We start from the raw sequence: 22241 nt of genomic DNA, 5'->3' as shown, positions 1-22241 counted from the left end.
GGCCACGCACCTGGCCGGGCCGCGAGACCGCCCGTCCGTCACACCCGCGAGGACGATGTCATGAGGATCCGTCTTCCCAGACCGATGGTGGCCTGCCTGTCCGCCAGCCTCGTCGCGCTGGCGTCGGTGCTGGTCGCACCCGCCGGCGGCGCCCGCGCTGCCGAACCGGCTCTCCGATTCACCGCACCGGTCGGCCGCCAGCTCAGCGGCACCGTGGACCTCGAGGTCGAAGCGCCGCCGGGGACCACCGCCGTACGGTTCTACCTGGACGACGTGCAGCTCTCCGAGCTGACCGACGTCTACGCCAGACAGACGAAGACTCCGCCGGTCTGGGCCACCGCGACGGACGCCACCTGGTTCCCGAACGGCGCGCACGACCTGCGCGCCGAGGCGGACACCCCGCAGGGCACCCGCACCGTGACCAAGCCGGTTGTCACCGTATCGCCGCCGCCCGGGCCCGGCATCCAGCGTCTGACCGGCGGATGGCGGTTCACCGCCGCCGCCGACCTGCCCGCCGGGGCGCTGGACGGTGCCGTCCCCCCGGCGGTCCGCCCCGAACACGCCTCCGGCGACTGGCCGCTCATCGTCGTGCCGGACTCGTTCGGCGCCGTGCGGGCGCAGTGGAACGACGACAACGGCGTACTCGGGGTCTACCGCCGGACGGTCGACCTCGACGCGCCCGAGCCCGGCGAGCAGACCGCCCTGGTCTTCGAATCCTGCTTCTGGACCTGCCGGTACTTCGTCAACGGTGTCGACGTCGGCACCAGCACCGGGGGCTACCTTCCCACCCGGCTCGACGTGACCGGGGCGGTTCGACCCGGCACGAACACCATCGCCGTCGTGGTGGACAACCGGGTCGCCACCATGGGCGAGTACGCGCGCCCGGTCCAGGGCCTGTACTGGAACTGGGGCGGCCTGCTCCAGGACGTCCGTCTCGAACGCACCCCCGCGGTCGCGTTGACCGAGACCCGGGCCGAGGGCACCGCAGCCGGCCGGCTGACCGTACGCCCGACCGGAGTGAACGCGACGGCGTCGCCGCACCAGGTGGCGGCGACGCTGACAGTCGACGGACCCGACGGCCGGCGCGTGCTCGGCCCGACGACCGTGACCACCACCGTGCCCGCCGGCGGAGGCGCCGCCACGCCGGTCACACTCGACGTCCCCGCTCCCGCACTCTGGGACCTGGACCACCCGAACCTCTACACCGTGCACCTGCGCCCGCTCGGCGACGCCGCGTGGCGGGAACTCGTCGAGCGGACCGGCTTCCGCACCGTCTCCGTCGACGGCCTCGACCTGCTGCTCAACGGCGAGCCGATCCAGGACCTGCCCGGCTTCAACCGGCACGCGGACTACCCCGGCCTGGGCCGTACCCAGCCGGACGGGCTGGCCGACCGCGAGATCAAGAAGCTGCGCGACAAGGGCTTCCGCCTCTTCCGGCCGGCGCACTACCCGACCACGCCGGCCGAACTGGACGCCGCCGACCGGTACGGCCTGCTGGTCATCGAGGAGATCAACAACATCAGCTCGCAGCCGGGGACCTTCCTCGGCCGCTCCGACGTGCAGGAGTTCGGCAAACGGACGCTGGGCCGGATGATCGCCCGCGATCGCAGTCACCCCAGCCTCTTCGCCTGGTCGGTGGGGAACGAGAACGCGACCGAGACGGACGGCGCGGTGGACTACGTGCGCAACGTCATCGCCCACGGGCGCGGCCTCGACCCGAACCGGCTCTACACCCAGGTCTCCCACCGGCACGGCCGCGACCGGGCCTACCCCTACCAGGACTTCTTCGCCACCAACTACTACGCCGGCTGGTACTCCACGCTGGAGAGCCTGACCTCGCATCTCGACGCCCTGCAGCAGATGACCGGCCAGCCCATCCTGCTCAGCGAGTACGGCGCGGAGGCCGTCCACCAGCGCCCCGGCCTGGACCGCGGAACCGAGTACTACCAGGCTCTCGTCGTCGACGAGCACAACCGGCTGCTGAACAACCGCCCGCACCTCATCGGCAAGATGTACTGGACCTCCACCGAGTTCTGGTGCACCCCCACCTGGGGTTCCGGCCAGAACCCGGAACCCGTCCCGCCCTTCCACACCAAAGGGCTCGACACCTACTTCCGGGACCACAAGCTCGGCTGGCGGGTGATGTTCTCACCGGTGCGGATCGCGCGGGCCAGCGTGCTCGCGGCGCCCCTGGACCGGCCGGCGTCGCTGCGCCAGCGGGTGACGATCGTGGACGCGCTCGGCCACGGCGGCCGGGGCACACTGGTGGTCGAGCCGCCGCCGGGCTTCACCGCCGAGCCCGTGCCGTTCACCGTGCCCACCGGTGGCGAGACCACCGTCGAGGTCACGCTCACCGGCACGCTCACCGCCGACCACGTCTCCTCGACCGGATTCGTGCGGGCCGTCGTCGATGCCGACACCGAGGCTCTGCCGGTGCCCTTCACCATCCGCAGCAGCGACAGCGTCACCAGCCCGGCCGCGGACGACTTCGACTCCGGCGCCCTGGACCCGGGCTGGCAGATCGTCCGTCCCGACGACTCCGGGTGGAGCCTGCAGGACCGGCCGGGCGCCCTACGGCTGTCGACGCTGGCCGGTGGCGAGACGGGAGCCGGCGGCGACGGGCGGAACGTGTTCGTGCGTACCGACACGCCGCAGTCCGACTTCACCGCCGCCGCCACGTTCGAGGCACCTGACCTCGCCGCCGACTTTCAACAGGTCGGGCTCTACGCGTACCTCGACGACGACAACTACGTAAAGGCCGACCTCGGCTGGGTCGACGGGCGCCGGGCGCTGGAGTTCCTCGCCGAGTCGGGCGGGAAGGTCGGCGCCCGGTCGTCGGTGCCGTACGACGGCCGGTCGGCGCAGCTGCGCCTGGTGCGTCGGGACACCGACGTCGCCGCGGAGTACTCCAGCGACGGCCGGTACTGGTATCCGCTCGGCACGGCGAGCCTCGCCGGATCGCCAAAGGTGGCGGTGCAGGCTGTCGGCGGCGGCAACGCTCCGCCCGTCGTCCCGACGTACGTCGACGATCTGACCGTGCTCGCCTCCGGCCACGTCTCGGTGCGGGACCTGACCGTCCCCGGCCAGCCGCTGTTCACCGGCGAGGCGGGGCAGGCCGTGATGACCGTGGCCAACGGCACCGACCGAGCGGTGTCCGTCGACGCGCGGCTGGCCGTACCAGAGGGCTGGACCTCGGAGACGACCGCGCGCGAGGTGCCGGCGTTCGCCACGGTCAGCATCCCCGTTCCCGTGACCCCGGCGGCATCGCCACAGGTGGCCACGCTCGCCGCGGTGGTGACGGCACCGGGCACGCCGCTCCACGGCCGGCCGCAGGCGACGGTGGTGACCGCGCCACGCGGCGACGCCGTCCGGCTCGCGCTCGACGCCGGCACCGCCACCAGCCGGCTCCTGCCGACCTACCGCCGGTTGTCGCCCGCCGAAACCTGGGATCCGGCCCGGGGGTACGGCTGGATCGGCACCGCGCCGCAGTCCCGCGATCGGGGTGGCCCGGACGACCTGCGCCGCGACATCGTGACCGGACAGGCCCCCGCCACACTCCGGCTCGACGTACCGGCCGGCACACACGAGGTCGCCCTGCTCGTGGGCGACGCCAGCTTCGCCACCGACGCGATGACCGTGTCCGTTCAGGGGCGCACGCTCGCCCACCTGGCCAGCCCGGCGCCCACCGGGCAGTTCGCGTGGCTGACCTTCCCGGTCGACGGAGGCGCGGACGGGCGCGCCGTCGACCTCGACTTCACCGCCGACAACACCGGCCAGTACTGGCGTTTCGCCGCGCTCGTCCTGTCCTGAATCCCGACCGGAAGGGGCAACTTTTCATGAAGAGACATCCCGCCCGCGGCGCCGCCGCGGTCGTCGCCCTGGCCCTACTCGCCTACCCCGGCGTGAGCGCCGCCGCCACCGCCGAACCCGCCGAGTCCCACGCCTCGGTGCGGCTGGACCCGCGGCGCATGGTGGGCGGTGGATCCGTCCCCGCACACTTCGTCGGGTTCAGCGTCGAGTGGTCGCTGATCGAGCGGTACATGGGCCCGAACGCCCGGCCCGCCTTCGTCAACCTGCTGCGCAACCTGGACACCGGTGTGCTGCGTATCGGCGGCTCGTCGCAGGACGTGATGCGGTTCGACGCGAGCGCGGCGAACACCAACGAAGTGATCACGCCCGAGGATCTCGCGGACATCCGGGCCACCCTCGACGCCGCGAACGCCGGCGGCGGCGCCACCCCGCGCTGGGCGGTGACCCTGGGCACCGCCATGGCGCCGGCCACCGCCGGACGGTCCTGGCGCGGCCCGGAGCACGCCAAGACCTTCGTCACGCAGGGGGTCCAGCCGGCGTTCGCGGGTGCCGACGAGTACGTCGCGGCGGTGTCACTCGGCAACGAGCCGGACCTCTCCTACGGCTACGACCTACCGGAGTACCTGGGCGACGTGGCCGCCTACACGGGCGCGGACGTCACCGGGCCCTACCCGCTCGTCACGCCGAACACCAGCGAGCCCATCGCGCCCTGGCAGAGCATCGCCGACCGCAGCGTGGCCACGCGCTTCTTCTGGGACTGGCCGGCCATCCTCGACGCCACCGCCGGTGCGACGAAGACGAAGGCGGGCGGCTTCGGCCCGTGGGCCGCCGACCACTTCTACCCGCTGGCCCGCACCTGTGCCAGCGATCCGTACCGCTGCCCGACCATCCCGGCGCTGCTCTCCGACGAACGGCTGGACAACTTCACCTACCAGGTCCACACCCACGCCGCCGAGGCGGCCCGCCACGGCCTCGCCTACCGGGTCGAGGAGCTCAACACCGCCGCCGGACGCGGCGCCCCCGGCGTCAGCGACGTCGCGGCCAGCGCCCTCTGGGCGCTCGACGCGATGTTCAACGCGGCCTGCCCCCAGCCGCCGCACGCCCCGTCGGTCAACGCCGAGTGCGGCACCGGCGCGATCGGGGTGAACTTCCACAACGCCGAGGTACGGGCCTTCTTCCACCCCGAGGAGGGCAACGGGTACTACAACGCGATCGACTTCGACCCGTCCCCGGCCATGGGATCGCCGACCCCGGCCCCGGAGTACTACGCGCTGCTGCTGTTCTCCCGGTTCGCGCAGGGCACCACCGGGCTGCGGCCGGTGACCGTCAACGCCGCCCAGGGCGGGCAGGTCAAGGCCTGGCGCGTCGACGGCGCGGCGTCGGAGCGACGGCTGTTCCTGATCAACAAGGGTGACCAGCAGGTATCGGTCGACGTGGCGGCACCCGGCAAGACGTACGAGCTCGACCGGATGACCCCCGACGACCGGAGCGGCGCGGGCCGCACCCTCGACGCGCCGGGCGTACGCATCGACGGCCGGGCCGTCGCCCCGGACGGCAGCTGGCCCGGATTCCAGCCGACCGTGGGCACCACCACCGCCGGACACGCCCGGATCACGCTGGGCGCCGGCGAGGCCGTCGTCCTCACGATGCACGGCCACGACGCCTGACCGTCCGTCGACGGGACGGTGTCATGCGGCTACGGCGCGAACGAAAGGCACCTCGATCACCGTCGAAGCCGGCGGCCAGGCTCCGTGATCAATGGCGACGGCACTTCCGCACGGAAGTAGTCCGGGCACAGAGTCCCGCCGTCAGGGAGGCAAGAAGTGATGCTCCAGAAATTCCGACGCCGTGACCTGCTCGCCGCGGCCGGTCTCGTGCTCGCCGCCGGTGCGGCGGACGTCGTGCGCCCCCACCCGGCCTCGGCCGCCCCGGCGGCGGCCGAGGCCGACCGGGCCTGGGACGGGGCCGCCGCGATCCTGCAGCGAGTGAAACCACCGACGTTCCCCGACCGGGACGTCGACATCACCGCCTTCGGGGCCGTCGGCGACGGCCTGACCGACTGCACGGCCGCGATCCGCGCCGCGATCGTCGCGTGCCACGACACGGGCGGCGGCCGGGTGGTGGTCCCCGCCGGCCGGTTCGCCACGGGCGCGGTCCACCTGCTCAGCGACGTCAACCTGCACCTCACCGCCGACGCCACGCTCGAGTTCAGCCGGGACCCGTCCGCCTACCTGCCCGTCGTGCACACCCGCTACGAGGGTGTGGAGCTGCTGAACTACTCACCCTTTCTCTACGCCTACGGGCAGCGCAACGTCGCCGTGACCGGTGCCGGCGTGATCGACGGCCGCGCCGACGCCGCCCACTGGTGGGACTGGACCGGCGGCCCGCCGCCGAACGAGGCGCCGGACAAGACGCTGCTCACCCAGCTGGCCGAGGCCGGCGTGCCGGTCGCGGAGCGGGTCTTCGGGTCCGGTCACTTCCTGCGGCCCAACCTGCTCCAGCTCTACTCGTGCGAGAACGTGCTGATCGAGGGCGTCACCGTCCGCGACTCACCGATGTGGAACATCCACCCCGTGCTGTGCCGCAACGTGACCATCCGGTCGGTCACCGTGGACAGCCCGCACGGCCCGAACAACGACGGCATCGACCCCGAGTCCTGCACCGACGTGGTGATCGAGAACTGTCGGATCAGCACCGGGGACGACTGCGTCGCACTGAAGGCGGGGAAGGACGCCGACGGGCGGCGGGTCGACGTGCCCTGCCAGAACGTCGTGATCCTGGACTGCGAGATGGCCGACGGCAACGGTGGCGTGACCATCGGCAGCGAGACCAGTGGCGGTATCCGCAACGTCTTCGTCCGTGACTGCCGGATGAGCAGTCCCCGGCTGGAGCGGGCGATCCGGATCAAGAGCAACCCCCAGCGTGGCGGATTCATCGAGAACGTCTACGTCCATCGCGTCGAGGTCGGAACGGCCGCCGACGCCGTCGTGGAGATGGTGCTCAACTACGCGAACGTCACGACCGGTGACCACCACCCCGACGTGCACGGGATCGTGTTGAGCCAGCTCCACGCCGCCGTGGCGCCGCGCGCGCTCAACCTGATCGGCAACGACGGTCACCCGATCCGCGACATCCGACTGCACGCCTGCCGCTTCGACCAGGTCGAGGAGGCGGACGTGATCCGCAACGTCGAGGGCCTGACGCTCGACCAGGTCTGGATCAACGGCATACGCGCGGACCACCCCACAGGCTGAAGGGGTCAACACCGCACGTGTCGGCTGGCTCACCTCGACGAGGGGGTGAGCCAGCCGGTTCGTTTCAGGCGGTGAGCCGGGCCACGTGGTCGACCAGGACGCCCCGGAACCCCTCGTGCTCGGGAAGGTCCGTACCGAAGACCGCCTCAACGTGCAACAACGAGTCGACCAGCCCCTTCGGGTCGCCCGCACCGACGGCCGCGGCCGCGCGCAGCCGGTCGGCCAGCGGGTCGTCGAGCGGAAGTTCCCGTCCCCGGGCGTCCCGGCCCTTCGCCACGTACACCATCCAGGCCGCGACGGCGAGCGCGGCCTGCCGCGGCACGGCCCCGGCGGCCAGGCGGTCCCGGACCGTGCCGAGCAGCCGTACGGGCAGCTTCTGCGACCCGTCCATGGCGACCTGCACGGTCCGGTGCCGCAGCGCCGGGTTGGCGAACCGTTCCAGCACCTGCCGCCGGTAGCCGGTTAGGTCCAGGCCGTCCGGTACCCGCAGGGTCGGCGCCACGTCCTCGACCATCAGCGCCTCCGCGGCGGCGGCGAGCGCGTCGTCGGCGAGCGCGGCCGCGATCGTGTCGTGACCGCGCAGGGCCCCCAGGTACGCGAGCAGCGAATGGGTGGCGTTGAGCATGCGCAGCTTCACCGACTCCCAGGCGGCGACGTCGTCGGTGAGCACCGCGCCGGCGCGGTCCCAGGCGGGCCGGTCGGCGGCGAAGTCGTCTTCGATCACCCACTGGCGGAACGGTTCGGCCACCACGACGCCCTGGTCCTCCAGCCCCAGCACCGCCCGGACGTTCGCGCGGTCGTCGTCGCTCGTGGCCGGCACGATGCGGTCGACCATGCAGGACGGGAAGCGCGCGGACGTCGCGATCCAGTCCGCGACCTGGCCCGCCTCGGCGTCCGGTAACGCGTCCAGGAAGTCGTGCACCAGCCCGCGCAGGACCTCGCCGTTGCCCACGAGGTTGTCGCAGGAGAGGACGGTGACCGGCCCGGCGGCGCCGGCCGCACGTCGCTGCAACCCGCGGACGAGCTGCCCGACGACCGTCCGCGGGGACCGTCCCGCGAGGTCGGCGGCCACCTCCGGATCCGACCGGTCCAGCCGGCCGGCGCCGTCGCGGCGGTAGCCCTTCTCGGTCACGGTGAGCGTGACGAGGCGTACGGCGGGGTCCGCGATGCGGTCGACGACGGCTGCCGGGTCGCCCGCCCCGAAGAGCACCTCGCGGACGCTGCCGACGACGCGCAGGGGCGCCGCGCCGCGGCCCCTCTCCAGCACCGTGTAGAGCCCGTCCTGCGGCGTCAGCTGGTCGCGTACGGTCGCCGACCGCTGGGTGACCCCCGCTATGCCCCAGTCGTCGCGGCCGGCCGCCGCCGCCGCCATTTCGGTGAAGACGGCCTGGTGCGCCCGGTGGAACGCGCCGATGCCGAGGTGCACGACGCCGACCCGCAGCGCGCGCGGATCCACCGCCGGTGGGTTGAACGTTCCGCCGGGCCCGAGCCGGGCCAGCGTGTCGAGGTTCAGCCGGGACAGCGCCTGGCTCACAGCACGGCCCCGAGCTGCCACGGGACGATCTCCTCACCGCCGAGGCCGAGTTCCTCGCTCGCGCTGCGGCGGCCCGACGCCACGTCCAGCAGCAGGTCGTAGACCCGCCGGCCCATCTCCTCGAGGGGGACGCCCTGCTCGACGACCGGCGAGCAGTCCAGGTCGATGTCGCCGGTCATCCGGCTGGCCAGTTCGGCGTTCGTGCCGAGCTTGACGGTCGGGACCGGGCGGCTGCCGAAGACCGAGCCGCGCCCGGTGGTGAAGCAGATGAGGTTCGCCCCGCCCGCGACCATCCCGGTCACCGACACGGGGTCGTAGCCGGGTGTGTCCATGAAGACCAGCCCGGGCCGCGGAATCGGCTCCGCGTAGTGGCGCACCGCGACGAGCGGGCTCCGCCCGGCCTTCGCCACCGCGCCCAGCGACTTCTCCAGGATGGTGGTGATACCGCCCGCCTTGTTGCCCGGGGACGGGTTGGCGTCCATCGTCGTGCCCTGCCGTCCGGTGTACTCCTCCCACCACCGGATCCGCTCCATCAACGCCTCGGCCGTCGCCGGGCTCGTCGCCCGGGCCGCCAGCAGGTGTTCGGCGCCGTAGACTTCCGGCGTCTCGCCGAGCACGGACGTCGCGCCAGCCGCCACCAGCAGGTCCGAGGCGACGCCGAGGGCCGGGTTCGCGGTCAGTCCGGACCAGCCGTCGGACCCGCCGCACTGCAGGCCGAGCACGAGTTCCTCGACCCCCACCTCGGTGCGTGTCGCGCCGGCGAGGTCCCGCATCATGCCTCGGACCTGCTCGACGCCGCGGGCCACCGCGGCGGAGGTGCCACCCAGCTCCTGGATGGTGTACGAGGACACCGGCACGTGCTCGGCCACCCCGAGGTCGGCCATGAGCCCGGCCACCGCGTTCACCTCGCAGCCGAGCCCGACCACGACCAGGCCACCGATGTTCGGGTTGCGGGCGTAGCCGGCGAGGGTACGGCGCAGCACGTCCCACCCTTCGCCCCGGTCGGCCATTCCGCACCCCGTGCCGTGGGTCAGCGCGACGACGCCGTCGACGCCGTCCAGCCCCTCCGCGTCGTCCTCGGTGACCCGGGCGATCTTCCGGGCGACCGTGGCCGAGCAGTTGACGCTGGTCAGGACGCCGACGTAGTTGCGGGTGGCGACCCGACCGTCCGGGCGGCGGTAGCCGTGGAAGGTGCGGCGCAGGTCGGCGGGGAGCTGCGGGGCGGGCCCGCCGTCCCCACCGGCCACCCGGGCGGCCGCGTCCCGCGGCATCCCCAGATTGTGCACGTGAACGTGCTCACCCGCGCGGATGTCGGCCAGCGCCTGCCCGATCACCTGGCCGTACTTGCGTACCGGCGACCCGGCGGGAAGGTCGCGCAGGGCGACCTTGTGCCCGGCGGGCACGTCGTCGCGCAGCGTCACGCCCGGCACCTCTGGCAGTGCCAACGGCTCCCCCGCTGTCATCGGCGTCGTCGCCACCGCGACGTCGTCGCTGTCGTACAGGACCACCACGCTCATTGGTTCGCCTCCCTCACCACGTCCTCACGGCTCCGGTTCCTCCTTGACCCGGGCGACGAGCTGGGTCGGGTTGACGTACCGGAGGGCGATGACGAGCAGCACCAGCATCATCGCGGTGTACATGACCGCCATCGCGTCCACCGACTGCTGGGCGCGGATGCCGGCCGCGGACATCGAGTAGTAGAGCGCGACGACGAGGGTCTGCGAGTCCGGGCCGGCGGTGAGGAAGGTGAGCTCGAACATGCCGACGGTCCGGACCAGGACGAGGATCGCCGAGGCGAGCATCCCGGGCAGCAGCAGGGGCGCCAGCACGTGCAGGAAGACCGACCGCGTGCCGGCCCCGCACATCCGGGCCGCGCTCTCGATCCGCGGGTCGATCTGCTCGATGAACGGCGTCATGGTCAGGATCACGAACGGCACCGACGGGACGAGGTTCGCCAGCACGACGCCGGAGAGGTGGCCGGCGAGGCCGAACTTGTAGAGCACGGTCGCCAGGGGGATGCCGTAGGTGATCGGCGGCATCAGGATCGGGAGCAGGAAGAGCAGGTAGATGGCCCGCTTCCCGGGGAAGCTCCGGCGCGCCAGCACGTACGCCGCCGGGACGCCGATCACCAGCGACAGTCCCACGACGAGCAGGGAGACCTCCAGGGTCACCTTGACCACCTGGAGCAGTGCGAACTCGGTCCACGCGTCGCCGTACCACCGGAGGGTGTAGCCGTCCGGGAGCCAGGTGTTGAACCAGCGCTGGCCGAACGAGCTGACCAGCACGGATCCGACGACGCCCAGCAGGTTGAGGAAGAAGAAGATGACCGCGCCCCAGACCAGCCAGGCGGCGGGACGGGCGACGATCCGCCGTCGCGCGCCGACGGGGGCCGCGCCGGTTTCCGCGGTGGTGGTGACCATCAGCCCTTACCTCCCGTGGAACCGGTGTAGAAGCGCGTCCGGGCGAGCAGCACCACCGCGATGACCACCAGCTCGATCAGGCCCATGATCATCGCGATTGCCGACGCGTACGGGTAGTCGTACTGCTCGTACGCCGCCTGGTAGGCGGCGATCGAGATGACCCGCGTCTCGCCCGCCGGGTTGCCGACCAGGACCGCCGACGGGAACACGCTGAACGCGAGGACGAACGTGAGACAGAACGTGGTGGCCAGCCCGGGCATGAGCAGCGGCAGAGTGACCATGCGGAACCGCTGCCACCAGCCCGCGCCAAGGGTCGCCGCGGCGCGCTCGAGCGTCGGGTCGATGCCGGACAGGTATGACAGGACGAGCAGGAACGCGAAGGGGAACCCGGTGATGATGAGCGAGAAGAAGACGCCCCAGTAGTTGTGGACGAGCCGGATCGGCTCGTCGGTGAGGTGCAGCGCGGTCAGTACCCGGTTGAACCATCCGGTGGGGCCGAGGAAGTTCAACAGGCCCTGGGCCGTGAGCACGGTGCCGAGGGTGATGGGCACCACCAGCAGGATCGTGACGAGCCGCTTGCCGCGAAAACGGCCCCGCATCCGGTAGGCGATCGGCACCGAGGCGATCACGTTGAGCAGCGCGGCCGGCAGCGACAGGCCGAGGGTGGTCCAGATCGTCCCGCGCTGGTAGGCGTCGCTGAAGAAGCGCGCGTAGTCGCTGAACGGGCCCCCGTCGGTGGGCTGGAACGACAGGCCCAGCCCGTAGAAGAAGGGGTAGAGGAAGAGCAGCACGACGAAGAGCAGCGCCGGGGTGAGCAGCCACAGTTGACGGTCGACGCCGCGCTCGGCGAGGCGGTGCTGCCAGTGGGCCCGCGCGGGCGGCGGCGGCCCGGCGGACTTCGCCGTGGGGGTGGGGGTCGTGACGCTCATCCGACCAGCCCTGGTTCCTCGACCACGGCTGCCGCCCCGTCGGCGGGCCGCGTGGCGGCCGCGTCGCCGGGGAACACGAGCAGCCGCTGCGGGTCGATGCTCAGGGTGACCCGGTCGCCGGGCGCCACCCGCTGGTCGGTACGCACATGGACCCGGGGACCGGCGGCGGTGACCGCCTCCGCCGCCAGTTCCCGGCCCTGGTACTCGACCACCTCGATCTCCGCCGGCACCGCGTTGATCGTCGCGTCGGCCCGATCGACCCGGACGTCCTCGGGGCGCACCGCGACGATCACCTCGTCGCCCGGCCCCACCGCGCCGACCGGGTCGCCGACAAGCCGCAGGCCGTCCAGCTCGACGGCGACCGTGTCGTCCACCGCCTCCCGCACCCGCATCGTCCAGAGGTTGCGGTAGCCCATGAAGTCGGCGACGTGCCAGTTGCGCGGGCGGGTGTGCAGCTCCTCCGGAGACCCGATCTGCTGCACGCGGCCCTCCCGCAGGACGACGAGCCGGTCGGCGAGCGAGAGTGCTTCTTCCTGGTCGTGCGTGACGTAGACCGTCGTCAGCCCCAGCGACTGGTGCAGCCGGCGAATCTCCGTACGCATCTCGAGGCGCAGTTTGGCGTCGAGGTTGCTCAGCGGCTCGTCCATGAGCACCAGCGACGGCTCCAGGACGACCGCACGGGCGATGGCCACCCGTTGCTGCTGGCCGCCGGAGAGCTGGCCGGGCAGCTTGTCCGCGTGTTGCTCGAGGCGTACCAGGCGGATCGCCTCGTCGGTGCGGCGGCGGATCTCGTCCCTGGGCAGCCGCCGCATCCGCAGGCCGAACGCGATGTTGGCGCGTACGGACATGTGCGGGAACAGCGCGTAGTTCTGGAAGACCATCCCGAAGCCGCGGCGTTCCGGAGGCAGGGTGTCGATGCGCCGCTCGTCCTGCCAGACGCTGCCAGCGGTCAGGGGCAGCAGGCCGGCGAGGCAGTTCAGGGCGGTGGACTTGCCGCAACCCGAGGGGCCGAGGAGAGCGACGAACTCGCCGGCCTCGATCGTCAGGTCGAGGTCGCGCAGCGCGTCGTGTCCGCCGAAGCGGCGCGACACGCCCTCGAGTCGCAGCTGGGAGAAGGCTTGGGTGCCGGACGTCATCCCTTGACCTTCCCGCTACCGATCTCGCGGTCCCACCGGTCGAACGCCGCCACAAGCGCCTTCGCGTCCAGCGGCACCTCCGTCGGGTTGTTCGCGATGAGCGACTCGTACTCCGGCCGACCGTAGTCCCGGATGGCGTCCTGGCTCTTCTGCGGCGCGTCCGAGAGTTGGACGCCCTGCACCGCCGGGCCGGGGTAGAAGTAGCCGTCGTCGTACGCCTTGGCCTGCTGCTGCGGCGTGAGCATGAACGCCAGCAGGGCCAGCACCGCGGCCTGGGTGTCCGTCGACACCCCCTTCGGAACCACCGCGTAGTGCGCGTCGGTCACCCAGTGGAACCCTTGCAGCGAGGCGACCTTGGCCTCCTTCGGCACGGTGCCGAGCACGCGGGGGTTGATGTCCCAGCCGGTCGTCGAGGCGATGATGTGCGCCGATCCGTTGGCCAGGTTCTTCATCGTCTCGGCGGTGCCGGACGGGTAGTAGTCGACGTACTGGTTGAGCTCCTTGAGGTAGGCCCAGGTCTTCTCCCACCCGTTCACCGGGTCCTTCGGGTCCTTGTCGCCGAGGATGTAGGGCAACCCCATGAGGAAGGTCCGCCCCGGACCCGAGTTCGACGGGCGGGCGTACTGGACCTTGCCGGGATGGGCCTTGGCATACGAGAGAAGTTGGTCCGCGCTGGTCGGCGGGGTCCCCACGGTCCCCGGCAGGTACTCCAGCAGCGGACCGGACGGGTAGTAGGTGACGGTGACGCCCGCGTTGCCGGCGAGCTTCTGCATGGCGGCGGCCGGCGCGAGATAGCTGTTCATGCCGGTCAGCCGGCTCTGAAACTTCGGCAGCAGGTCGAGCCACAGGCCCTGGTCGATGCCCGCCGCGAGCCCGTCGACACCGGTGAGCACCAGGCCGATGTCCACCCGGTTGGCGTTCTGCTGCGCCTTGATCTTGCCAGCCAGCTCTGGCGCGGGCGACTTGGAGTAGGTCACCCGGGAGATGACGTCCGAGTTGTTCTTGACGAACTCGTCGATCATTCCCTGGGTCAGTTGCAGGTTGCCCGCCACGTCGAGGACGTTCAGCGTCACGGCCTTCTTCGGCTTGTCGGGAACCTCGCCGTCGCTGTTGCCACCGGAGCCGCCGGAATTGTCCGGGGCGCCACAGGCGGCGGTAGCGGTCAGCAGGGACGATGCTGCGGCGATCAGGGCGCTCCGCCGGGTGATGCCCATGAAATTTCCCTCTCTCGGTCGTCAGTCACGGTGGTGATGGCTTGGGACACGGCCTTCCGGCCGAGATGTCAGTCGGTCGGCGCGACCCCGGTCGAGCCGCGAACCAGCAGCTGGGTGGGAAGCTCGCGGCGGGGCTTGCGCACGCCGTCGGGCTGCTCCAGCAGCGACAGCAGCAGGTCGACGGCGGCACGGCCGGCCTGCTCCTTGGTGAGCGAAACGGTGGTGAGCGAGGGCGACGACATCGACGACATCTGGATGTCGTCGATGCCGATCACGCTGATGTCCTGCGGTACGCGCAATCCCCGGTCCCGGAGCCGGCCGAGCAGGCCGAGCGCCATGACGTCGTTGTAGGCGATGACGGACGTGACGCCGGAGGCGATGATGAGATCCGCCGCGGCGATCCCGCCCTCGAACTGGGGCGGGAAGTGACCCGCCACGTACAGGTCCATCCCGGCCGCGTCGGTCGCGGCGCGCAGCGCCCGGATCCGGTCGCGGTTGGACCAGGAGGTACGCGGCCCACCGACCCAGGCCACCCGATGGTGGCCGAGCGCCTGCAGGTGCGCGACGGCCTGCCGGATCCCGTCCGAGTTGTCGAAGACGACGGACGGCACCCGACCGAAGCGCCGGTTGACCATGACCAGGGTCGTGGTCGCGGCGAGCGTGAGGATGTCCTCCTCACGCCCGCGCGGAGAGCAGAGGATGAGTCCGTCGACCTGCTTGGCGAGGACCCGTACCAGATCGCTCTCGGCGGCCGGGTCCTCGTCGGAGTCGGCCAGGAAGACGGCGTAGTCCGCCTCCCGGGCCCTGGCCTGCACGCCCTTCACCAGGCTGGGGAAGAACGGGTTGGCCAGGTCCGGCACGATCAACCCCAGGTTGCCGGTGCGGCCCGTGATGAGACCGCGCGCGGCCCGGTTGGGCTCGTAACCCAACCGCTGGGCCGCGCGCAGCACCCGTTCCCGGGTCACGGCGTTGACCAGCCCGGGCATCGACAGGGCTCGGGACACGGTGGACGGTGAGACGCCGGCCTCCCGGGCCACCTCGCGGATCGTCACGCGCAACGGTTCACCTCCTCGACCGTGGAACCGTCACGTCCGAAGTCTGAAAGCGATTGCAGAAGTCTGTCAATACCGTCGCCCACGAATGTTCTCTTGCTCTGCTGAGGCCCGCCCTTGTGGCGTAAGCCCGTCGATGCAATCCTTTGCAGAGCCAGTTCCATCAAAGCCGCAGAGGAGAAGTTGGTGGCACAGCTGCGTCCGCATCCCGACCGCGCGCTACCGGCCGGCGACGACATCCGCGCCGTCGCCCGGCGGATCTACCACTCCACGCGGGAGCTGCCGCTGCTCTGCATGCACGGGCACGTGGACGCCGCCGTCCTCGCCGACGACGAGCGGTTCTCCGACCCGGCTCACCTGCTGGTCGTGCCGGACCACTACGTGACCCGCATGCTCGTCTCGCAGGGCGTCACGCCCGACCAGCTCGGCGTCCCCCGCCTCGACGGGACGACGGTGGAGACCGACCCCCGCGCCATCTGGCGGCTCTTCTGTTCTCACTGGCACCTGTTTCGCGGCACCCCCAGCCGCTACTGGTTGGAGCACGAGATCGCCGAGGTGCTCAAGCTCGACCTCACGCCCGGGCCCGACACCGCGGACGAGCTCTACGACCTCATCGACGCACGGCTGTCCGAGCCGGGCTTCCGGCCGCGTACCCTGCTCGACGCGTTCAACATCGAGCTGATGGCCACCACGGACTCCGCGACCTCGCCACTGCACGACCACGCCCGGCTCCGCGGGGCGGGGCTCGGCGAACGGGTGGTGCCGACCTTCCGGCCGGACGCCCTGACCCATGTCGGCCACCCCAGCTGGACCCGCCACATCGAGCGGCTTCAGGAGCTGACCGGCGTCGACACCGGCGACTACGACGGTTACCTCGCGGCCCTGCGCGTCCGGCGGGCGGCATTCGTCGCGGCCGGCGCCCGAGCCACCGACCACGGGCACCTCACCGCCGCCGCCGAGCCCCTGGGCCCCGCCGAGGCCCGGCGGATCTACAGCGAGGCGCGCCACGGCACGGTCAGCCCCGACGCGACGGAGGCGTTCGCCGGTCACATGCTCTACGAGATGGCCCGGATGTCCTGCGACGACGACCTGGTCATGCAGATCCATCCCGGCGTGCTCCGCGACCACGATCCCGAGATCCACGCCGCTTTCGGCTCCGACCGCGGCTTCGACATCCCGGTCGCGGCCGAGTTCACCCGCTCGCTCCGGCCGATGCTCAACGCCTTCGGCCGCGACCCGAGGTTCCGGGTGGTGCTCTTCACGGTCGACGAGACGGTCTACTCCCGAGAGCTCGCCCCGCTCGCCGGCGTCTATCCCGCCGTACGCCTCGGTGCGCCGTGGTGGTTCCTGGACAGCCCCGACGGGATGCGCCGCTTCCGCGAGCTGGTGACCGAGACGGCCGGCTTCTACAACACGAGCGGCTTCGTCGACGACACACGGGCGTTCCTGTCGATCCCGGCCCGGCACGACCTCGCCCGGCGCATCGACGCCGGCTACCTGGCCCGCCTCGTCGTGGAACACCGACTGACCGAGGACGAGGCGATCGAGACGGCTGGTGACCTGGCCTACCGCCTTCCCCGAGAGGCTTACGCCCGGCGGAGCGGGTGAGGGCGTCCGGACGAAGCATCGGATCACCGCCTGACCTCGCTGTCACACCCCTAAGGCACCGTCCAGGCATGGGTCAGAACGAGACAAGACCGCTGCGCGGCCAGGCAGAGCTGCGGAAGATCCTGTCCACGGTCCTCGACCTGATCGATCCGGACGCCACAGGACTCGACTACCGGCTGGTCGGCACCAGCGCCGCCCTGTTACAGGGCGTCGAACTTCCCGCAGGTGACATCGACATCCTGGTCGCCCGACGAGCCGACGTCGACAGCATCGCAGCCGCACTGTCCCGATTCCCCTGCCTGCATCCGCCGGTTTGGCTCCGGGACGCGCGGCAGTACTTCGCGGACTATCGGGTCGATGACATCGGTGTCGGAGCAAGCACCGTCGAGCGGCCGGCCGACACCGACGCGCACGAGTGCATCGGGACCGGCCCGTGGCAGCACTACGTCCACGTCCACTGCGGCACGTACCTGGTTCCCGCAGTCCGGCTGGAGTTGCGGTTGGTCTCCGAGCTCCATCGGGACCGCCCGGACCGCTACATGCCGCTGATCGATCACATGCGGGTCCACGGCGCTGATCTTCAACTCGTGCAGAGAGGAATGGGCGAACGCGGGGTGCAACCCACGCTGCAGGCCCGAGTGCTTGATCTGCTTCGCCAACCTTGACAGACCATCAAGACATCCGGACTCGGCTCGACGGGGGCTGAGGGCGGCACCGAGAGGCTGGAACTGAGCCCTGAGGCCAGGTTGCCGGCAGCCCGCCGTCGCCGTCTGCCGAGCGTCCGCCGGGGGCAGGGCGGGTAGACGCGGTACGACGTACCCGACGGCGATTCGAGCCGAGGTGATCACATGTGGCGTGCCCACGGTGCCGGCCGCGCCGGACCTGATCCTGTCGGCGCCGGGGCTGGCCAGCCTGACGAACGAAGTGCTGACCGTGACGCTCTTCGCGCTCCTCACCGGGCGGCGGCCACCGCTGCCGGTGGCGGCGGCACTGGTCGGGGCCGGGGGCATACTGGTCGCCGACGCCCCGATGGCGGCGCTCGGGGTGGCCAGCCCGCGCCGCTGGGGTAGGCAGGGCTGGTTCGAGGACGGCCCGCCCGTCGCCTACGGCCTGGGCGCGGTCGCCGCGCTGGACTGGCTGGAGCGGGGCTCCGGGCGGCCTGCCGTTGGGGCGTCGTTGTCGCGAGTGAGGAGTTCGGCGAGGTGGACGCCCCGGCGGCCGGCGAGATGCTCGGCCTGGGTACGGCAGGAGAAACCGTCCGCGAGATAGACGGTGTCCGGCCCGCCATCGCGCAGCGCGGGCAGCAGGGCGTTCTCGGCGACCGCGACGGACGTGTCGTAGTGGCCGGCCTCCATGCCGAAGTTGCCGGCCAGACCGCAGCAGCCGGCCAGCCGTGTCACGGACGCGCCCGCCCGGGCGAGGAGGCCGGCGTCGGCTTCCCAGCCCATCACCGAGTGGTGGTGGCAGTGCGGCTGCGCGACGACGTCGACGCCCGCCAGCGACGGCGGGGTCCAGCCGGGACCGGGGCCCAGCGGCGCGGGGGCGGTGAGCAGCTCGGCGAGGGTGTAGGTGCCGGCTGCGAGTGTCGAGGCGCGGGGGTCGTCCGGGAGGAGGTCGACCATGTCTGCCCGCAGCACGGCGGTGCACGAGGGCTCGACGCCCACGACGGGGATCCCGTCGGTGGCGTAGGGCGCCAGGACGGAGAGCAGGTGGGTCAGGCGCTTCTTCGCCCCGTCGAGCTGGCCGGTGGAGATCCAGGTCAGTCCGCAGCAGGCGGACCCCTCGGGCACGATCACGGTGTACCCGGCCTCCTGCAGCACGGCGGCCGTGGCCCGCGCCGCAGTCGGGTCCATCGTGTCGGAGAACGTGTCCGCCCACAGCACGACGGGCCGCGGCCGCGAGGACGACGCGGGCCGGACGCTCTCGGGCACGGTGGTCCCGCCGCGCTTTCTGAACCACGCGGAGAAGCGTTCCTCGGCGAAGCTGACCATCTGCCGGCGAGGGTCCATCCCGCCGGCGGCGAGCACCGCCCTCGCGATGGGGCGGATCCTGAGCACCCTGTTGGCCAACCTGGCCAGGGTCGGGATCTTGGTGACCAGGGAGGACCAGCGGGGCAGCTGGCCGAGTACGTAGTGGTTGCGCGGGCGCAGTCTGCCCGCGTAGGCGCGGTGGAGGACCTCGGACTTGTAGCGGGCCATGTCGGTGCCGGTGGGGCAGTCCGTCGCGCACGCCTTGCACGACAGGCACAGGTCGAGGGACTCGAGCACCGCCGGGGAGCCCCAGTCGGTGACCAACGAGCCGTTGGTCAGCTCCTGCAGCACCCGCGCACGTCCGCGGGTGACGTCCTTCTCGTCCCGGGTGGCCTGGTAGCTCGGGCACATGAACCCACCCGCGCCGGAGTTGTCGGCCCGACACTTGCCCACCCCCGTGCAGCGGTGGACCGCGGTGGTGAAGTCCCCGCCGTCCTCGGCGAAGGCGAACCCGTGCCGGGACGAGGTCGGGCGCGCGGCGGGTCGGCGCAGGTCCGCGTCCAGCGGACGCGGGTCCACCACGACGCCCGGGTTCAGCGTGTTCTCCGGGTCGAACAGCGCTTTCACCTGGCCGAACAGGCTGATCACCTCGGGGGCGTACATGCGGGTCAGCAGCTCCGAACGGGCCCGCCCGTCGCCGTGCTCGCCGGAGAGCGACCCGCCGTAGGAGGCGACGAGGTCCGCGGACGCTTCGAGGAAGGCCCGGGAAGGCCCTACCCCCGCGGGCGTCTCCAGGGGTAGGTCCAGGCGAACGTGCACGCAGCCATCCCCGAAATGCCCGTACAGCAGCCCGTCCACGCCACGGTCCGCCATGAGGGCGGTGAAGTCGCGCAGGTAGTCCCCCAGCCGATCAGGCGGGACGGCAGCGTCCTCCCAGCCCGGCCACGCCGGTGCCCCGCTCGGGGTCCGCCCGCCCAGACCGGCGCCGTCGGCCCTGATGCGCCACAGCGCCGTCGCCTCGGCGCCCGCGGGGACCACCCGCACCGCGTCGGTGCCGGCGTCGGCGGCCAGCGCGTACGCCCGGGTCAGCACGTCGTCGACGCCCTCACCAGCCTCGGCGCCGACTTCGACGAGCAGCCATCCGCCACCGGCGGGCAGCTGTGGCACCGCACCCGCTCCGCGGTGGCGGCGCACGACCTCGACGAGGCGGGCGTCCATGCCCTCGATCGCCAGGGGCCGGTGGGCCAGAAGCGCGGGGACGGCGTCGGCGGCCGTTGGCATGTCCGGGTATCCCAGTGCGACGACGACCGGGGCGGCCGGCACGGGCACGAGGTTCACCGTGGCCTGTAGGACCGTGACCAGGGTGCCCTCGGTACCCACGAGCATCTTGGCCAGGTCGCGGCCGTTCTCGGGAAGCAGGTGCTCGAGAGAGTAGCCGGAGACCTGCCGGCCGAAGCGGCCCAGCTCGGTGCGGATCGTCGCCAGGTTCGCGCGCACCAGGGCGTCCAGGCCCGTGACCGCGTCCAGCGCGCCGACGCCGGCGCCGGCGTCGAATCGCCGCCCGGCACCATCGACGACATCGAGCGAGACGACGTTGTCGGCCGTGCGCCCGTAGGCGACAGCATGCGGGCCGCACGCGTTGTTCCCGATCATCCCGCCCAGCGTCGCCCGGCTCTGCGTCGATGGGTCCGGGCCGAAGCGAAGCCCGTGGGGAGCGGCCGCGGCCTGCAGGGAGGACATCACCACACCCGGCTGGACCACGGCGACGCGGGCATCGGGCTCGAGCGCGACGATCCGGTTCATGTACCGCGAGAAGTCCAGCACCATCCCGGTGCCGACCGCGTTGCCCGCCACCGACGTCCCCGCGCCGCGGGCCGTGACCGGCACTCCGAGGCGGCGGGCCACGTCCAGGGCCGCCAGCACGTCGTCGTTGTCGCGCGGGGCGACCACCACCCGCGGGGGCACCCGGTAGTTCGACGCGTCCGTGGAGTACTCGGCCCGGCGGCGTTCGGAGTCGTCGACATCCCCGTCGACCGCTTCCCGAAGGGCCGCAACGAGGTCATCGCCGCGCCCCGGTGCACGCACCGGTTTCATTGCTGCCTCCCTCGTTGACCTGCGGGCGGTGCGGCACCAGTCGTTGCGCTGTACCGACCGGACCCGTCGCACGGGGTCCGGTCGACACGAAGGCCTGTGCTGCTTCTCAGCCCTTGATCGCGGTCGCGATCCACTCCGACGGAACGATGTCGGCGAACGGGGGCGTGGTGGGCACCAGGCCGGTCTGCCGGTGGAAGTCCGCCGAGACGTTGTAGGCGGCCTCGCTGGGTGTCGGAGCGTCCGGGATCTCCGCCTGCAGGACCGGCACGAGCGCCTGCACCGTCTGGGCGTTCATCGTCTTCTGGTACTGCTGCAGCAGTTCGGTGGCCTTTGCCGGGTCGCCGGTGATGGTCTGCTCAGCCTTGGCGATGGCGCGCAGGAACGCGCCGACCGCCTTGCCCTTGCGGTCGATGACGTTCTGGGTGGTGAAGACGACACCGTGGATGGCGTCCTTGAGAGCAGGGACGTCACCGCGAGCGGGCGAGATGTAGATGCGGCCGACTCCGGTGGCCACGGCCTGCTGCCCGATCGGCTGGAAGAACGACAGGGCGTCGACCCGGCCGGCCTTCAGCGCACCGATCGCGGCGGACGCGTCGGCGCCGAGGTTGACCAGCGTCGCATCCTTCTTGGGGTCCAGGTTCGCCTGCTTGAACAGGTAGTTCACCAGCGCCTCGGTGCCGCTCCCCGGCCCGGTCATGCCGATCTTCTTGCCGCGCAGGGCCTGGATCCGCTCGGCCAGCGGCGCGGAGTCACCGGCGCTCGGGATCTTCGATCCGGCGATGATGTCGACGTAGTAGGCATCGACGAGGGAGCCGACCACACGCGCCTTGTCGTTGGTCTTGTACAGGTTGAACGCGTCGGTCATCACACCGCCGGCGACGTCGATGCTGCCGGACTGGACCGCCGCGGCGAGCTTGGCGCCGGTACCGAGCCGGGGCCGCTCCCCCAGGGTGAGCCCTTCGGCCTTGAAGTAGCCCTCGTGTTCGGCGACGAACAGCGGGAAGAACGCGACGGAGTCGCTGATCTGCCCGACGTTGAGGCGCATGGCGTCGGCGCCGGTGGCCGGCTCGCTGCTGCCGCCCTTGTTGGCACAGCCGGCGGCGAGCAGCGCTGCCGAGACGGCGACGATGGCTCCGAGGCGGCGCAGTACGGATGTTCTAGTACGGGACATGGTGGACTCTTTCGGCTAGTGGACGGGTGAGGAGCTGCTGACCGGGCAC

The 22241-nt window shown here is 71.8% G+C and carries 14 protein-coding genes; 5 read left to right on the top strand and 9 right to left on the bottom strand.

What is annotated here, in order from left to right:
• The first annotated feature begins 60 nt into the window (after positions 1-60).
• The 3 genes from ACSNOA_RS15235 to ACSNOA_RS15225 all read left to right on the top strand — a co-directional run bounded on the left by ACSNOA_RS15235 (position 61) and on the right by ACSNOA_RS15225 (position 7064).
• Positions 61-3810 (top strand): glycoside hydrolase family 2 TIM barrel-domain containing protein, encoded by a 3750-nt coding sequence (locus ACSNOA_RS15235; protein ID WP_436658938.1) that lies wholly within the window; start codon positions 61-63, stop codon positions 3808-3810.
• Positions 3811-3836: 26 nt separating this feature from the next.
• Positions 3837-5477, top strand: coding sequence for a hypothetical protein (locus ACSNOA_RS15230; RefSeq protein WP_436658936.1), 1641 nt, complete (start codon positions 3837-3839; stop codon positions 5475-5477).
• A gap of 159 nt (positions 5478-5636) precedes the next feature.
• Positions 5637-7064, top strand: coding sequence for a glycoside hydrolase family 28 protein (locus ACSNOA_RS15225; protein ID WP_436658934.1), 1428 nt, complete (start codon positions 5637-5639; stop codon positions 7062-7064).
• A 64-nt stretch (positions 7065-7128) separates the two neighbouring features.
• On the opposite strand, the gene ACSNOA_RS15220 is transcribed toward ACSNOA_RS15225, so the two are convergent.
• The 7 genes from ACSNOA_RS15220 to ACSNOA_RS15190 form a co-directional block, all read right to left on the bottom strand.
• On the bottom strand, positions 7129-8619 hold the full coding sequence (locus tag ACSNOA_RS15220; protein ID WP_436658932.1) for a mannitol dehydrogenase family protein: 1491 nt from the start codon (positions 8617-8619) through the stop codon (positions 7129-7131).
• Positions 8595-10115, bottom strand: coding sequence for a UxaA family hydrolase (locus tag ACSNOA_RS15215; RefSeq protein WP_436658931.1), 1521 nt, complete (start codon positions 10113-10115; stop codon positions 8595-8597). Before ACSNOA_RS15215 ends, ACSNOA_RS15220 begins: the two co-directional genes overlap by 25 nt.
• Before the next feature lie 24 nt (positions 10116-10139).
• Entirely contained in the window at positions 10140-11018 is an 879-nt protein-coding gene (locus ACSNOA_RS15210; RefSeq protein ID WP_436658929.1) for an ABC transporter permease, read from the bottom strand.
• Positions 11018-11947, bottom strand: a complete 930-nt coding sequence (locus ACSNOA_RS15205) for an ABC transporter permease (protein ID WP_436658927.1) — start codon at positions 11945-11947, stop codon at positions 11018-11020. Before ACSNOA_RS15205 ends, ACSNOA_RS15210 begins: the two co-directional genes overlap by 1 nt.
• The gene (locus tag ACSNOA_RS15200; RefSeq protein WP_436658925.1) at positions 11944-13083 is read right to left on the bottom strand and encodes an ABC transporter ATP-binding protein; all 1140 of its coding nucleotides are present in this window, start codon (positions 13081-13083) and stop codon (positions 11944-11946) included. Before ACSNOA_RS15200 ends, ACSNOA_RS15205 begins: the two co-directional genes overlap by 4 nt.
• Entirely contained in the window at positions 13080-14297 is a 1218-nt protein-coding gene (locus ACSNOA_RS15195) for an extracellular solute-binding protein (RefSeq protein WP_436658924.1), read from the bottom strand. The genes ACSNOA_RS15200 and ACSNOA_RS15195 overlap by 4 nt, the downstream gene beginning before the upstream one ends.
• Before the next feature lie 68 nt (positions 14298-14365).
• The gene (locus ACSNOA_RS15190) at positions 14366-15349 is read right to left on the bottom strand and encodes a LacI family DNA-binding transcriptional regulator (protein WP_436658922.1); all 984 of its coding nucleotides are present in this window, start codon (positions 15347-15349) and stop codon (positions 14366-14368) included.
• Between the two features lie 186 nt (positions 15350-15535).
• On the opposite strand from ACSNOA_RS15190, the gene uxaC reads away from it, so the two are divergent.
• Together uxaC and ACSNOA_RS15180 are read left to right on the top strand one after the other, a co-directional pair.
• Entirely contained in the window at positions 15536-16957 is a 1422-nt protein-coding gene (uxaC, locus tag ACSNOA_RS15185; RefSeq protein WP_436658921.1) for a glucuronate isomerase, read from the top strand.
• Positions 16958-17025: 68 nt separating this feature from the next.
• Positions 17026-17622 (top strand): hypothetical protein, encoded by a 597-nt coding sequence (locus tag ACSNOA_RS15180; RefSeq protein ID WP_436658919.1) that lies wholly within the window; start codon positions 17026-17028, stop codon positions 17620-17622.
• 438 nt (positions 17623-18060) lie between these two features.
• Here ACSNOA_RS15180 and ACSNOA_RS15175 read toward each other — a convergent pair whose 3' ends face one another.
• Positions 18061-21021, bottom strand: coding sequence for an FAD-binding and (Fe-S)-binding domain-containing protein (locus tag ACSNOA_RS15175; RefSeq protein ID WP_436658917.1), 2961 nt, complete (start codon positions 21019-21021; stop codon positions 18061-18063).
• A gap of 106 nt (positions 21022-21127) precedes the next feature.
• The gene (locus ACSNOA_RS15170; protein WP_436658916.1) at positions 21128-22192 is read right to left on the bottom strand and encodes an ABC transporter substrate-binding protein; all 1065 of its coding nucleotides are present in this window, start codon (positions 22190-22192) and stop codon (positions 21128-21130) included.
• Positions 22193-22241: the final 49 nt, after the last annotated feature.

It is taken from the genome of Micromonospora sp. URMC 103, assembly GCF_051386435.1.
Taxonomy (GTDB): domain Bacteria; phylum Actinomycetota; class Actinomycetes; order Mycobacteriales; family Micromonosporaceae; genus Micromonospora.
The sequence above is the reverse complement of the archived record's forward strand: the minus strand, read 5'-3'. Positions and strand labels throughout refer to the sequence as shown.

Excerpts from the sequence above, each read along its gene's own strand:
- ACSNOA_RS15175 (WP_436658917.1), bottom strand. The coding sequence starts at position 21,021 with ATGAAACCGGTGCGTGCACCGGGGCGCGGCGATGACCTCGTTGCGGCC.
- ACSNOA_RS15195 (WP_436658924.1), bottom strand. The coding sequence starts at position 14,297 with ATGGGCATCACCCGGCGGAGCGCCCTGATCGCCGCAGCATCGTCCCTG.
- ACSNOA_RS15170 (WP_436658916.1), bottom strand. The coding sequence starts at position 22,192 with ATGTCCCGTACTAGAACATCCGTACTGCGCCGCCTCGGAGCCATCGTC.
- ACSNOA_RS15205 (WP_436658927.1), bottom strand. The coding sequence starts at position 11,947 with ATGAGCGTCACGACCCCCACCCCCACGGCGAAGTCCGCCGGGCCGCCG.
- ACSNOA_RS15215 (WP_436658931.1), bottom strand. The coding sequence starts at position 10,115 with ATGAGCGTGGTGGTCCTGTACGACAGCGACGACGTCGCGGTGGCGACG.
- ACSNOA_RS15225 (WP_436658934.1), top strand. The coding sequence starts at position 5,637 with ATGCTCCAGAAATTCCGACGCCGTGACCTGCTCGCCGCGGCCGGTCTC.
- ACSNOA_RS15230 (WP_436658936.1), top strand. The coding sequence starts at position 3,837 with ATGAAGAGACATCCCGCCCGCGGCGCCGCCGCGGTCGTCGCCCTGGCC.
- ACSNOA_RS15200 (WP_436658925.1), bottom strand. The coding sequence starts at position 13,083 with ATGACGTCCGGCACCCAAGCCTTCTCCCAGCTGCGACTCGAGGGCGTG.
- ACSNOA_RS15210 (WP_436658929.1), bottom strand. The coding sequence starts at position 11,018 with ATGGTCACCACCACCGCGGAAACCGGCGCGGCCCCCGTCGGCGCGCGA.
- ACSNOA_RS15235 (WP_436658938.1), top strand. The coding sequence starts at position 61 with ATGAGGATCCGTCTTCCCAGACCGATGGTGGCCTGCCTGTCCGCCAGC.
- ACSNOA_RS15180 (WP_436658919.1), top strand. The coding sequence starts at position 17,026 with ATGGGTCAGAACGAGACAAGACCGCTGCGCGGCCAGGCAGAGCTGCGG.